Origin of the sequence: Luedemannella helvata, from assembly GCF_039528415.1 — a bacterium.
Classification (GTDB): Bacteria; Actinomycetota; Actinomycetes; order Mycobacteriales; family Micromonosporaceae; genus Luedemannella; species Luedemannella helvata.
On the sequence record NZ_BAAALS010000005.1, the window covers coordinates 239,323 to 252,017 of the forward strand.

Sequence of the window (12,695 nt, forward strand, 5' to 3'; positions counted from 1 at the left end):
CTGTCTATCGGTTACCGGGCCCGCGACACTACCTCGTCCCACCGCTGCTGTCCGACCCTTGGCGCGAGGTGACACAGGGCCACTATGCCGGCATGCCGCCGTGGTGGGAGACCAGCCGGGCGAGCAGGTCGACGAGCCGCTCCCGCTCGGCTTTCGACAGCGGGGCGAGCAGCTCGTCCTGCAGGGCGGTAACCAGCGCGTCGAGTTCCCTCAGCCGCCGCTCCCCCGCCCCGGTGACGCTGATGACATTGCGGCGGCGGTCGTCGGGGTCGGGGGCGCGGCGCACGTACCCGTGCTGTTCCAGTTCGTTGAGCACGGCCACCATGTCACTACGGTAGATGCCCGTGCGCCGGCTCAGCTCCGCCTGGCTGGCGGGGCCCCCGTCGGCCAGGGTGGCCAACACCGCGAAGTGCCACCGGTGCGCCCCCACGCCGGACAGCCCACCGCCGACCAGTCGGTCGGCGTGGCCGTTGGCCATCGCGAGCAGCCGGCTCGGCACGCGTCGCAGCCGGTCAACGGTGTCGTCGTCCATGACGCCGATCATAGGGCTTGCGTTAGTGGGACTAACAATCTAGCTTCGTTAGGAGTACGAACGTTTATGTTTCTAACGAACGGGGGTCACCCATGCCCAGCGTGGACGTGCTCGACTCGACCATCCACTACGCCGAGGTCAACGGCGACGGCACACCGATCGTCTTCCTGCACGGCAACCCGTCATCGTCGTACTCCTGGCGCGCGGTGCTGCCGGCGCTGGCGGGTCACGGCCCCCTGCTCGCGCCCGACCTGATCGGCATGGGCCGCTCCGGCAAGCCCGACATCGACTACAGCTTCGACGACCACGCCCGGTACCTCGACGCGTGGTTCGACGCGCTCGGCCTGGACGACGTCGTACTCGTGGGGCACGACTGGGGCGGCGCGCTCGCGTTCGACTGGTCCACCCGCCATCCGGGCCGCGTGCGTGGCGTGGCCTTCTTCGAGACGATCGTGCGGCCCATGTCATGGAGCGAACTGGGCGACGGCCCGCGCGCCCGCACGGAGACCGTCCGGTCGGCGCAGGGCGAGAACCTGATCCTGGACCGGAACGCCTTCATCGAGAGCGCGTACACCGGTGGGGTGCTCCACCCGCTGAGCGCGCGGGAGATGGCGCCCTACACGGCGCCGTTCCCCACCCGCGAGAGCCGCCGGCCGGTGCTGCGGTGGGCCCGGTCACTACCGCTGGACGGCGAACCGGCCGACGTGACCGAGCGGACAACCGCGTACAGCGCGTGGCTGGCCGCCAGCCCGCAGGTGCCCAAACTGCTGCTGACCTTCGACGGCTCCCCCACCCTGCTCATCACCCCGGCCATGGCCGACTGGTGCCGGGCGAACATCGCCGGGTTGGAGGTGGAGCACATCGGGCCGGCCGGTCACCACGCGGCCGAGGACCAGCCGGACGCCATCGCGGCCGCGATCGACCGCTGGCTGGATCGTCACCGCCTCGGCTGACACCGGTGGGCGGCAACCCGTGGCCGCCCGAGCGGGCGTCGGCGCGCCGGGCCGGCCCGTCCGCCCTTGCTGCCCGGGATGCCGGTAGGACGACGTCGGGGCCGGCCCCCGAGAGGGCCGGCCCCGACTCACGACGACGATCAGGCGAGGTCGAACCGGTCGAGGTTGGAGACCTTGACCCACGCCGCGACGAAGTCGCGCACGAACTTCTCCTTGGCGTCGTCGCTCGCGTAGACCTCCGCGAGCGCGCGCAGTTCGGAGTTCGAGCCGAACACCAGGTCGGCGCGGGTGCCCGACCACTTGACCTTGCCGGTGGCGAGGTCGCGACCCTCGTAGACGCCCTCCTCGGCCGTCGGCGCCCATTCGGTGCCGAGGTCGAGCAGGTTCACGAAGAAGTCGTTGGTCAGCGTCCCGGGGTTCTCGGTGAAGACGCCCAGCGACGACTGCTTGTAGTTCGCGCCCAGCACCCGCAGGCCGCCGACGAGGACGGTCATCTCCGGGGCGCTCAGGGTCAGCAGGTTGGCCTTGTCGACCAGCAGGAACTCGGCCGGCAGGCGGTGGCCCTTGCCCAGGTAGTTGCGGAACCCGTCCACGGTCGGCTCGAGCGCGGCGAAGGACTCCACATCGGTCTGCTCCTGCGACGCGTCGACCCGCCCCGGGGTGAACGGGACCGTCACGTCGAAGCCCGCCGCCTTCGCGGCCTGCTCGACACCGACAACACCGCCGAGGACGACGAGGTCGGCGAACGAGACCGGCTTGCCGAACGACGACTGGATGCCCTCCAGCGCCCGCAGCACGACCGCCAGCTTGTCGGGCTCGTTGACCTCCCAGTTGACCTGGGGCTGCAGCCGGATGCGGCCGCCGTTGGCACCGCCCCGCTTGTCGCTGCCGCGGAACGACGAGGACGCCGCCCACGCGGTCGAGACGAGCTGCGCCACGGTCAGGCCCGACGCGGCGATCCGCTCCTTGAGCTCGGCCACGTCCGCGTCGTTGATGAGCTCGTAGTCGCGGGCGGGCAGCGGGTCCTGCCAGAGCAGCTCCTCCGTGGGCACCTCAGGGCCGAGGTAGCGCACGACCGGGCCCATGTCGCGGTGGGTCAGCTTGAACCACGCGCGGGCGAAGGCGTCGGCGAACTGGTCGGGGTTCTCCAGGAACCGGCGCGAGATCGGCTCGTAGATCGGGTCGAAGCGCAGCGCCAGGTCCGTGGTCAGCATGGTCGGCTTGTGCTTCTTGGCCGGGTCGAAGGCGTCCGGGACGATCGCTTCGGCGTCCTTGGCGACCCACTGGTGGGCGCCGGCCGGGCTCTTGGACAGCTCCCACTCGTACCCGAAGAGGATCTCGAAGAAGCGGTTGCTCCACTGGGTGGGCCGGTCGGTCCACGTCACCTCGAGGCCGCTGGTGATCGTGTCCGGGCCCTTGCCGGTGCCGTAGGTGCTCTTCCAGCCGAGGCCCTGGGCCTCGATCGGCGCGCCCTCGGGCTCGACGCCGACGTGGTCGGCCGGGCCGGCCCCGTGGGTCTTGCCGAAGGTGTGCCCGCCGGCGATGAGGGCGACCGTCTCCTCGTCGTTCATGGCCATGCGACCGAACGTCTCGCGGATGTCGCGGGCGGCGGCGATCGGGTCCGGGTTGCCGTTCGGGCCCTCCGGGTTGACGTAGATGAGGCCCATCTGCACGGCGGCGAGGGGGTTCTCCAGGTCACGCTCGCCGGTGTAGCGCGCGTCACCCAGCCAGGTGGTCTCGGGGCCCCAGTAGACGTCCTCGTCGGGCTCCCACACGTCCGCGCGGCCGCCGCCGAAGCCGAAGGTCTTGAAGCCCATGGACTCCAGCGCCACATTGCCGGCGAGGATCATCAGGTCGGCCCAGGACAGCGCCTGACCGTACTTCTTCTTGACCGGCCACAGCAGGCGGCGGGCCTTGTCCAGGTTGCCGTTGTCCGGCCAGCTGTTGAGCGGCGCGAACCGCTGCTGCCCGGCGCCGGCGCCGCCGCGGCCGTCGCTGATGCGGTACGTGCCGGCGCTGTGCCACGCCATGCGGATCATGAACGGGCCGTAGTTGCCGAAGTCGGCCGGCCACCAGTCCTGCGAGGTGGTGAGCACCTCGGCGATGTCCCGCTTCACGGCGGGCAGGTCCAGAGCCTGGAACGCCTTCGCGTAGTCGAACGCCTCGCCGAGCGGGTTGGCGACGGCGGGGTTCTTCGCGAGAATCTTCAGGTTGAGCTGCTCCGGCCACCAGCCACGGTTGCCGCCACCCTGGGTCGGGTGCGGGGCGCGCCCGTGCGCGACCGGGCACTTCGACTCGGAGCCCACCTCCGGGTCATGGACGATGGGCTCGTGGTTCTCGGACAACGGACTCTCAGGCATCAGCTTCCTTCCGCGACGTGACTCACCGGGGCAGTCTCGCTCCTTATCTGGAATGAGTCAAGATTACCAGGGTGGTATGCAACGTCAAGATCCCTGCCGGTACCCGCTGGGAGTGAGCCCGAGGACCGTGCGGAACTCGTTCGCGAGGTGGGCGTGATCGGTGTAGCCGAGGTCGGCGGCGAGCGCCGCCAGGTTCGCGGCCGGGTCCGCGCGCAGGCGCTCGGCGGCCCGCTGCAGCCGCGCCCGCCGGATCATCGCCAGCGGCGGCAGCCCGACGTACCGGCGCGCGAGCCGCTGCAGCGTGCGGGGCGAGATCCGCAGCCGCGCGGCCGCGTCCTCCACCGTCCGGATCGACTCGTCGGCGTCGATGACGTCCGTCATGGCGTTGGCGAGCAGCCCCTCGTCGCTCGGCGCGGGGACGGTGGCGACCAGCCAGTCGACGAACGCCTCGACGGCGCGGTCGCGCCGCTCCCCCGGACCGTTCATGGCACGCCGGACGGGGTCCGCCAGCGCCGGCAGTGACAGCGGCCGCGCGGCGTCCCGCAGCGTCGCCGGGTCGTCGAGGAAGTGGGGTACGGCCGCCGGCCGCAGCAGCGCGCCCACGGCCCAGCCGGTGCCCGTCAGGTCCCGGTGCGAACTGCGGGTCGTCGGCCCGGAGAGGGTGACCGCGGCCGGCTCGACGACGAGGTTGCACGCCGGAAAGGCGATCAGGTGCTGCCGCGACGTCCGGCCGGGCGCGATGCGCCACTCCGGGATCCAGAACCAGCGGACCAGCGCCGCGACCCGCCCGGGCGCCGGGGCCCGGTGGAACGTGGGCAGGCGCGCTGGATACAGCACACCCCGCTCGGCCAGCCCCACCTCGCCAGCCTACGCAGCTGTCGCGAATCACCAAGCCGCGCGCCGGCCGCCGCGCCTAGCGTCGGGCTCATGAGCGAAAACCACACAGCCGCCGACGGCGAATACACGACCAACGGAACGCCGCACGGCATGACCAGCCTGACGCCGTTTCTCGCGATCCCGGACGCGCGCGGCGCGATCGAGTTCTACCGCGATGTGTTCGGCGCCCGGGTGATCGACGTGACGGAGCTGGGCGGCGTCGTCGCGCACGCCGACCTGGACTTCGGCAACGGACACCTGCAACTGGGCGAACCCACGCCCGACTACGCGCTGGTCGCCGCGCCGGCCGGCGACAGCGACTGCTACTCCATCGGGCTGTACTGCCCCGACATCGACGCCACGGTCGCCCGTGCGGAGGCGGCCGGCGCCACCGTGCGCGAGGCGCCGACGACGTTCGTCTCCGGCGACCGGTTCGCGAGCATCCGCGACCCGTTCGGCGTGCGGTGGAGCATCATGACGCGCGTCGAGGACCTGTCCGAGAAGGAGAGCGCGGCCCGCGTCGCGGAATGGGCGAGCGCGCAGGGCTAGCCCCGGTACCGTTCCAGCCCGTCGAGCAGCAGGTCGAGCGTGAACTGGAACTCGACCTGGCTGTCGCACCAGCCGAGCGTCGGGTCAGTGGCCGCGTGCAGCTCGGCCGCCACCATGGCCGCCATGTGCGGGAGCGCCTCCGCCATGGCGGCCAGCTCGGCCTCGTCGTCGCCGCCCTCGTCGCCGGACCCGAACAGCTCCTGGACGAACCCGAGCGGCATGCTGCCGAACGCGTGCAGCGCGCGGTGGGCGATCCGGTAGGAGAAGCCCGCCCCGATCATCGTGCCCAAGATCATTTCATAGTACGCGTACACGACCGGCGGCACGGCCTTCCCGCGCCCCATGAGCGCGGGCGCCCACGGGTGGCGCAGCATCACCTCGCGCGCCGCCAGGAACCAGCGCCGCAGCGTGTCGCGCCAGTCCTCGTCCGGGCCCGTCTCGCCGTCACGGCTGACGGCGGCCACGACCTCCGCCGCCACGGTCTCGACGAGGCCGTCGAGCAGGCCGTCCTTGCCGGGCAGGTGGTGGTAGAGCGACATCGCCTCGACGCCGAGGCTGGCGGCGAGGCGGCGCATGGTCAGCGCCGGCACGCCCTCCGCGTCGGCGAGGGCGACCGCCGCCGCCAGTACCCGTTCACGGCTGAGTGGTTCGCGCACGGCTACCCATCTTCCGCTATTGCCCGCCCTGCCGGTCCGCCTTACAGTGTAAGGGAGCCTTACGTTGTAAGGTTGATCTCTAAGGAGCCCACCCCATGCACCCGTTGGTCCGCACCGCACGCGCCACCGGCGTCCTCTACCTGGGCATCGCCATCACCGGCATGCTCGGCTTCCTGATCATCCGGCCGCGGCTGTTCGACCCGGACGACCCGGCCGCCACGCTCGCCAATCTCGTCGCCCACGAGTCGCTCGCCCGGGCGGGCGTGGCCCTGGAACTGGGCATCGTCCTCACCCAGGCGCTCACGGCCGTCTGGTTCTACCGGCTGTTCCGCACGGTCGACGCGGTGGCCGCCGGCGCCATCGCCGCGTTCGGCCTGATCAACGGGATCGCCATCCTGGTCAGCGCGGCGCTGTTCGGCACCGCCGTCGGCATGGCGGGCGACCCGGTCGGCGACGCGGCCGCGACCGTCCAGACGCTCTACCTGCTCAGCGACAACATGTGGGGCGTCGGCAACCTGTTCTTCGGCCTGTGGCTGATCCCCATGGGCATGTGCGTGCTGCGGTCGGGATGGATGCCCCGCCCGCTGGGCTGGGTCCTCATCGCCGGCGGGGTCTGCTACGTGCTGGGCGGCCTCGTCCGGTACCTGGTGCCCGGCGCCGGGATCCTGGTCGAGGCGCTCGCCATGCCGGCCTCCGTGGGCGAGTTCTGGATGATCTCGTACCTGCTGATCCGCGGCGTCCGCCGCACCGCACCCGTCGGGGCGCCCGCCGCGGACCTCGCGCCGGCGAGGTGAACCGCCGCTGAGCCGGATCGGCACCCACGGGCACCGATCCGGCTCAGGGTTGAGACCGCGAGCGTCAGCAGGCGTTGGTCCGGAAGTCAGAGATCGCCGTACCGCTGAACCCGCACGTGAACGGCGTGAACCGGGCGTCCTGCTCGAGGTAGCGCTTGAACCAGGACACGAGCACCCGCGACACGGTGGCGTTGCTGGTGTTCGGGAAGAAGTGGCTGCCGCCGTTGAGCTCGACGTACGACTTCGGGCCCGACAGGCTGTTGTAGAACGGGATCGAGTGGGTCGCGACCGGCGCGATGCTGTCGGTCTCGCCGCCGACGATGGCGACCGGCTCGGTGACCCCGCTCCACGACTTGTCCAGGTTCCAGGGCGCGAGCGGCACCCCGGCCTTGATGCGGCCGGAGGTGTCGCCCGCGAGGGCCTCCAGCGTGCCGCCGCCGCCCATCGAGTGGCCCGCGACGCCACGACGGTTCGAGTCCGCCCGCGACCGCACGGCGCTGGGCGCCGACGAGCTGACCGCCCAGTCCAGGGCGGCACGCAGCTGGCTACCGCGACTGGCGGGGGTGTCGTAGATGGTGTTGGTCTCGATGCCGACGACGACGAAGCCCCACGACGCGAGGCGCGGGCCGATCCAGCTCAGGCTCGACCAGCGAGCGGTATAGCCGGGCGAGATCGCGATGACGGGGTAGGTGCCGGTGGCGACCGGGTAGTACACCTGGCCACCGCCGAAGCCGAGCACCAGCGAGGAGATGCTGGAGCTCGTGGTGGCGAAGCTGCCGTTGCCGGTGATGTTGGACGCGGTCGGGGCCTGCCCGATCTCGGCGGCGTGGGCCGACTCGCCGACCGCGACGATGCCGAGCGTCAGCGCGACGCTCGCCACGACACTGATCAGCCGCCTGCGGAGAAACCGGTGGGGGACGGACTGCATGAGGCTCACTCCCATGATGTGGGGACGGCCGGCCGCGGAGGGGCTCGCGCGCCGGTTGAGTTCCGACAGTCTGTGGTCGCTACCGGCCGGTACACATCGGGGTATTTACGGGTCTCGGTGTTCGTCCTTGCGGTATCTGGCCAGGTCAACGCGGGAACGGATGCCCAGGCGCTGGTAGATGTTGCCGAGGTGGTGCTCGACCGTGCGGCGCGACAGGAAGAGCCGGGCAGCGATCTCCGTGTTCGTCGCGCCCATCGCCACAAGGTCCGCGATCTGCTGCTGTTGCGGCGTCAGCGCCCCCGTCGGTCCGGCCGGTTCCACCCGATCGCCGGCGGCCCGCAACTCGGCCCTCGCCCGGACCGCGAGGCGTGTGGCGCCGAGTTGCTCGAACGTGGACAGCGCGACGCGCAGGTGCTCGCGGGCCGCGCCGCGCCGGCGGACCCGGCGCAGGTGCTGCCCGTAGAGCAGCTCCGTGCGCGCCAGGCCATGGTCCGATCCGGCGGCCAGGTGCTGGCGCAAGGCCTCCTCGAAGTACCGCTCGGCCTCGGCGTCGTCGGCAGCTACCAGAGCGTGGCTGCGGCAGGCCAGGGCGAGCCACGGCGCGGTGCGCGAGCGCTCCACCCATACGTCGAGGATGTACAGCTTGTCGCGGGCCAGTTGGTGCTCGGCGCACCGGGTGGCCGCCTCGATGAGCGCGAGGGTGGCGGGGATGCGGATCATCGTGTTGCCGCGCATCTGGTCGTCATCGCACATGAGCGGGCGGAGCCATTCGAGGCCGGCCTGGTAGTGGCCGTCGAACAACTCGATGATCCCCAGCGCCCACCGGGAGAACGCCTCCGTCTGGCTCATCTCGCCGTCGACCGGTGTCGGCCTGAGCTGGCGCAGCCGCGCGTGGCAGGTCGCCCGGTCGCCGTCCATGGCGGCGAGCACCGCCAGCGTCGCCAGGAAGCTGTTGGCGAGGCTCTCCTGACCGGTGGCGCGCGCCGCGCGCAACCCCTCGACCGCGACCTCGGCGGCCATCAGGTTGCGTCCGACCGCGAACTCGGAGAACGAGATGATCTCAAGCGCCTGCGGCACGACGGCCGCGGAGCCGCGCGAGGTCGCCTGGCCGATGGCCTGGCTGGCCAACTGGTGCGCCCGCACGGGGTCGCCGAGCAGCGTGGCGGCCACGGCGGCGCGCACCGACGCCGTCGGGCTCGACAGCTGCGCCGCCAGTTCGATGACCTGGCGCAGCGGCGCCTCCGCCCCGGTCAGGTCGCCGCTGTACGACGCCGCCTGACCATGGGCGTACGCCTGCAGGAACGTCGCCTCCGGCCGGCCGCCGGGCAGGTGCAGCGCCGCCACCACGTTGGCCAGCTCGATGAAGTCGGCGTGGTGCCCGGCGACCGTCATGGCCTCGCCCGCGAGAATCAGCGTGTCCAGCGTCAGCTCGGACCCGTCGCGCGACAGCGTGCTCGCGGCGCTGAGCAGCAGGTTCCGGGCACGCGTGGTCGTTCCCGCGCGCAGCTCGATCTCGCCCTCCAGCGCCTGCGCCCAACCCCGCACGTCCGCCGGCAGGTCCGTGGCCCGTGCCCGGTGCAGAAGCACCCGAGCCCGGGACGGCTGACCACCCAGCCACGCCTGGCGGGCCGCCATGACGAGTGCCTTCGCGGCCTCCCGGGGGCGACGGCTCAGGTTCGCGACGCACTCGAACGCGGCCGACGACAGTACCGGCGGGCCGGCCCGGGCCGCGCGGGCGAGCCGGCCCGCGAGTCGCGCGTCCCGGCCCTCGGCCGCGGCGGCCCGGTGCATGAGATGGCGCAGGCGGTTGGCACCGCCGGCGGTGACCTGGGCGAGGATCCGGTGGGCGGCGAAACGCTCGGCCAACCCGGCGTCGTGATAGGCCACCTGCCGTTCCAGCGGGTCGGTGATGAGCACCCGATTCCCCGCGACGCGCACGATGCCCGCCGCGACGGCCTCGTCCAGCGGGGCAAGTCCCGCGCGGCCGGCCGCCTCGGCCAGCTCGTGGACGCTGATCTCCTCGTCGGCCGCCACCAGCAGGGTCAACCAGCGCGCCGCCGGGGGCAGCCGGTCCAGCCGGCGCCGGTACGCCGCGCGCACCCGGCTGTCGGGCGGCAGCGTGACCGGCGGCACCTCCTCGCCGCGCGCCTGGCCGGGCGACAGCGACCGGGCCAGTTCGCTGAGCGCGAGTGGGTTGCCGCCCGCGACCGTCAACAGTGCGTCCGCGACGTCCCCGGCCAGGCCCGGGACGAGGTCGTCCAGCAGCGCCCGGCCAGCCGGCGCGTCCAACGGGGGCAGCGTCCGCCGGGGGACGGACCGGTCCAGCAGGTCCGCGCCGTCCGGGTCGACCGCGAAGACCATGCCGATCGCACTGCCCGCGAGGCGCCGGGCCACGTAGGACAGCGCGTTGACCGAGGGCCGGTCAAGATGGTGGACGTCGTCGACGACCACGAGGACCGGACGTTTCGCGCCCAGGTCCCGCAGCGACGCCAACGCGGCCTCGGCGTCGCGCGCCCCGTCGGTCGCGGGCCCGTCGAGCAGCCGTCGCAGGCCGGCGTACGGCAGGTCGGTCTCGTTGGGCGACCCGGTCGACGAGACCACCACGAACCCGTCGGACCGCGCCTGCGCGACGGCCGCCGCCAGTAACGCGGACTTGCCGGTGCCGACAGGGCCGACCAGGACGACCGCCGCGCCGGCCCGGTCCCTGGCCGCCGCGAGCACCGAGGCGACGGCAGCCCACTCGGCCGCCCGCCCGTGCAGCGCCATCGATGCCGGCTCCGGCATGACACCAGTGTTACCGCATTAACACGCCATTGGTAATAGTTGATGTCCTGGAAATCTCGGGCCGCCGGGTCCGGCGGGTCCGACCGCTCAACGACTCAGGGCGGTCTCCCGGGCGATGCGCGAGAGCTTCTCCGGGTTACGGACCGTGTAGATCCCGGTGACCAGGCCATTCTCGACGCTTACGGTCATGACGCTGTCGAGTTCGCCGTTGAGCCGCAGCAGGAGTGCCGGCGAGCCGTTGATGTGTGCGGGCTCGACCGACAGCGCCTGCCCGACCTTCTCCAGACCGACGGCCAGCAGGCGGGCCACCCGCTGGGCCCCCACCACCGGTCGGGGCATCGCCTGCTTCAGGCCACCACCATCGCCCAGGGCGACGACGTCCGGCGCGAGGACGCCGAGCAGGCTGCTGACATCGCCCGTCTCGACCGCCCGCTGGAACGCCTCGACAGCCGCCCGGCTCTCGGCCGGCGAGACGGGACCGACCGGGCGTCGCGCGGCGACGTGTGCCCGCGCGCGGTGCGCGATCTGCCGTACGGCCGGGAGGTTCTTGTCGACCGCCTCGGCGATCTCGTCGTACCCGAACTGGAAGACCTCACGCAGGATGAAAACCGCCCGCTCGACGGGCGTGAGCGTCTCCAGGACCAGCAGCATGGCCGTCGAGACGCTGTCGGCCAGCTCGACGTCATCGGCCACGTCCGGGGTGGTCAGCAACGGATCGGGCAGCCACGGGCCGACGTAGGACTCCCGGCGACGATCGAGCGCGCGCAGCCGGGTCAGCGCCTGGCGGGTGGCGATCGTCACGAGGTAGGCGCGCTGGTCACGCACCGTGTCGAGATCGACGTCGCGCCACCGCAGCCACGTCTCCTGCAGCACGTCCTCGACGTCCGCCGCCGAGCCGAGCATCTCGTAGGCGACCGTGAAGAGGAGGTTGCGATGGGCGACGAACGCCTCCGTGGCGGGGCCGTCCTGGTTCATGGGTCGCCTCCGTCGGCTGATGGGTGTCCCCTCACACGACGCCGGCGAGCGCCCGTCCGTGACAGCGCGTCGCGGTGACGCCCGTCACTGTCACACGAACGGCGTCGCCGGCGTCTCATGGTCGGATCGTGCACCCGAACGGAGGACACCATGAACGTGGCTCTGTGGATCGTCGCCGGCATCCTGGCCGTTGCCTATCTGGCCGGCGGGATCGGCAAGCTCATCATCCGCAAGGAGAGACTGGCGTCGTTCGGCCCGAGCGCCCGATGGACCGAGGACTTCAGCCAGGGTGCTGTGCGCACCATCGGCGTCCTGGAGGTGCTGGCCGCCATCGGCCTCGTGCTACCCGCGGCACTCGACGTCGCGCCGGTTCTCGTACCGCTGGCCGCTCTCGGCCTGGTGCTGATCATGGTCGGTGCCACGATCGTCCGCCTCCGGCGGCGCGAGTTCGCGTTCATGGCGGTGGACCTGGCCTATCTCGCCGCGGCCGCCTTCGTCGCGTGGGGTCGCCTCGGCCCCGAGTCGTTCCTCTAGGCCGATCGGGGCGCGAGCACGCAGAACTCGTTGCCGTCCGGGTCGGCCAGCACGACCCAACTCACCTCGCCCTGCCCGATGTCCAGCCGGGTCGCCCCGAGGGAGAGCAGCCGTTCGACCTCCGCCTGCTGGTCACCGTCCGCGGGCGGGGCGAGGTCGAAATGCAGGCGGTTCTTGCCGTACTTCGGCAGCAGCGGCGGGCCGCCCCAGGTGAACTTCGAACCGCCGTGCGGCGACTGGATCGCGGTCTCCTCGTCCTGGTCCCAGACCAGCGGCCACCCCAGCGCTTCGCTCCAGAAGTACCCGACTTCCCGCGTGCCGTCGCCGTTCACCGCGCCGAGGAACCCGCAGCCGGACAGGAAGTTGTTGCCCGGCTCGATGACACAGAACTCGTTGCCGTCCGGGTCGGCGAGCACGACATGCCCATCGTCGGGCTCCTGACCGATGTCGATGTGCCGGCCGCCGAGCTCCAGCGCCCTGGCGACCGTCCGCTGCTGCTCGTCGGCCGATTGACTCGTCAGGTCGAAGTGGGTCCGGTTCTGGCCCTTCTTGCGTTCCTGGGAGGGCAGGAACCGGATCCGGAACCCGGTGTCGTCGTCGGGCAGGAGCGCGATGCCGTCGCGCGGGTCGTCGATCATCTCCCGACCCAGGACTCCGGACCAGAACCGGGCAAGTCGCAGGGGGTCGCTCGCGTCGAAGCTGACCGCGAACAGGCGAGAAGTCATCGGTTCAGCCTAGGGAGCGGCGTGGCTAC

The 12,695-nt window shown here is 71.9% G+C and carries 11 protein-coding genes and 1 pseudogene; 4 read left to right on the forward strand and 8 right to left on the reverse strand.

All coding sequences use genetic code 11. The features are described 5' to 3' along the window. Window positions 1-82: 82 nt before the first annotated feature. Window positions 83-532: a MarR family winged helix-turn-helix transcriptional regulator gene (locus ABD191_RS07530; protein WP_344078323.1), complete on the reverse strand. Its 450-nt coding sequence runs from the start codon at window positions 530-532 to the stop codon at window positions 83-85. Window positions 533-621: 89 nt separating this feature from the next. Between ABD191_RS07530 and ABD191_RS07535 the strand changes: the two are divergent. Beyond that, window positions 622-1,485 (forward strand): annotated as a pseudogene (locus ABD191_RS07535) (haloalkane dehalogenase); the annotation flags it as partial. A 140-nt stretch (window positions 1,486-1,625) separates the two neighbouring features. Here ABD191_RS07535 and katG read toward each other — a convergent pair. Both katG and ABD191_RS07545 read right to left on the reverse strand, forming a co-directional pair. Then, a complete protein-coding gene (katG, locus tag ABD191_RS07540; RefSeq protein ID WP_344078325.1) occupies window positions 1,626-3,845 on the reverse strand; it encodes a catalase/peroxidase HPI in 2,220 nt (739 codons plus the stop codon). Window positions 3,846-3,929: 84 nt separating this feature from the next. Beyond that, entirely contained in the window at window positions 3,930-4,664 is a 735-nt protein-coding gene (locus ABD191_RS07545; RefSeq protein WP_344078415.1) for a helix-turn-helix domain-containing protein, read from the reverse strand. A 108-nt stretch (window positions 4,665-4,772) separates the two neighbouring features. Between ABD191_RS07545 and ABD191_RS07550 the strand changes: the two genes are divergently transcribed. Further along, window positions 4,773-5,270: a VOC family protein gene (locus ABD191_RS07550; RefSeq protein WP_344078327.1), complete on the forward strand. Its 498-nt coding sequence runs from the start codon at window positions 4,773-4,775 to the stop codon at window positions 5,268-5,270. Here ABD191_RS07550 and ABD191_RS07555 read toward each other — a convergent pair. Then, a complete protein-coding gene (locus tag ABD191_RS07555) occupies window positions 5,267-5,926 on the reverse strand; it encodes a TetR/AcrR family transcriptional regulator (protein ID WP_344078329.1) in 660 nt (219 codons plus the stop codon). The two genes, ABD191_RS07550 and ABD191_RS07555, sit on opposite strands and share 4 nt — an antisense overlap. A gap of 95 nt (window positions 5,927-6,021) precedes the next feature. Between ABD191_RS07555 and ABD191_RS07560 the strand changes: the two genes are divergently transcribed. Continuing rightward, the gene (locus tag ABD191_RS07560; protein ID WP_344078331.1) at window positions 6,022-6,720 is read left to right on the forward strand and encodes a DUF4386 domain-containing protein; all 699 of its coding nucleotides are present in this window, start codon (window positions 6,022-6,024) and stop codon (window positions 6,718-6,720) included. A 64-nt stretch (window positions 6,721-6,784) separates the two neighbouring features. Here ABD191_RS07560 and ABD191_RS07565 read toward each other — a convergent pair whose 3' ends face one another. The 3 genes from ABD191_RS07565 to ABD191_RS07575 all read right to left on the reverse strand — a co-directional run bounded on the left by ABD191_RS07565 (window position 6,785) and on the right by ABD191_RS07575 (window position 11,407). Beyond that, window positions 6,785-7,648, reverse strand: a complete 864-nt coding sequence (locus ABD191_RS07565) for an alpha/beta hydrolase family protein (RefSeq protein ID WP_344078333.1) — start codon at window positions 7,646-7,648, stop codon at window positions 6,785-6,787. Window positions 7,649-7,753: 105 nt separating this feature from the next. Next, a complete protein-coding gene (locus ABD191_RS07570) occupies window positions 7,754-10,432 on the reverse strand; it encodes a helix-turn-helix transcriptional regulator (protein WP_344078335.1) in 2,679 nt (892 codons plus the stop codon). A gap of 87 nt (window positions 10,433-10,519) precedes the next feature. Next, complete coding sequence (locus ABD191_RS07575) at window positions 10,520-11,407, reverse strand: RNA polymerase sigma-70 factor (RefSeq protein ID WP_344078337.1); 888 nt, start codon at window positions 11,405-11,407, stop codon at window positions 10,520-10,522. A 150-nt stretch (window positions 11,408-11,557) separates the two neighbouring features. On the opposite strand from ABD191_RS07575, the gene ABD191_RS07580 reads away from it, so the two are divergent. Continuing rightward, a complete protein-coding gene (locus ABD191_RS07580; protein ID WP_344078339.1) occupies window positions 11,558-11,941 on the forward strand; it encodes a DoxX family protein in 384 nt (127 codons plus the stop codon). Here the strand turns inward: ABD191_RS07580 and ABD191_RS07585 are convergent. Next, window positions 11,938-12,666, reverse strand: coding sequence for a VOC family protein (locus ABD191_RS07585; RefSeq protein ID WP_344078341.1), 729 nt, complete (start codon window positions 12,664-12,666; stop codon window positions 11,938-11,940). The two genes, ABD191_RS07580 and ABD191_RS07585, sit on opposite strands and share 4 nt — an antisense overlap. Window positions 12,667-12,695: the final 29 nt, after the last annotated feature.

What these genes read in the sequence shown, in the direction of transcription:
- ABD191_RS07565 (WP_344078333.1), bottom strand. Translation starts at nt 7,648, where the DNA reads ATGCAGTCCGTCCCCCACCGGTTTCTCCGCAGGCGGCTGATCAGTGTC.
- ABD191_RS07570 (WP_344078335.1), bottom strand. Translation starts at nt 10,432, where the DNA reads ATGCCGGAGCCGGCATCGATGGCGCTGCACGGGCGGGCGGCCGAGTGG.
- ABD191_RS07530 (WP_344078323.1), bottom strand. Translation starts at nt 532, where the DNA reads ATGGACGACGACACCGTTGACCGGCTGCGACGCGTGCCGAGCCGGCTG.
- ABD191_RS07575 (WP_344078337.1), bottom strand. Translation starts at nt 11,407, where the DNA reads ATGAACCAGGACGGCCCCGCCACGGAGGCGTTCGTCGCCCATCGCAAC.
- ABD191_RS07580 (WP_344078339.1), top strand. Translation starts at nt 11,558, where the DNA reads ATGAACGTGGCTCTGTGGATCGTCGCCGGCATCCTGGCCGTTGCCTAT.
- katG (WP_344078325.1), bottom strand. Translation starts at nt 3,845, where the DNA reads ATGCCTGAGAGTCCGTTGTCCGAGAACCACGAGCCCATCGTCCATGAC.
- ABD191_RS07585 (WP_344078341.1), bottom strand. Translation starts at nt 12,666, where the DNA reads ATGACTTCTCGCCTGTTCGCGGTCAGCTTCGACGCGAGCGACCCCCTG.
- ABD191_RS07550 (WP_344078327.1), top strand. Translation starts at nt 4,773, where the DNA reads ATGAGCGAAAACCACACAGCCGCCGACGGCGAATACACGACCAACGGA.
- ABD191_RS07560 (WP_344078331.1), top strand. Translation starts at nt 6,022, where the DNA reads ATGCACCCGTTGGTCCGCACCGCACGCGCCACCGGCGTCCTCTACCTG.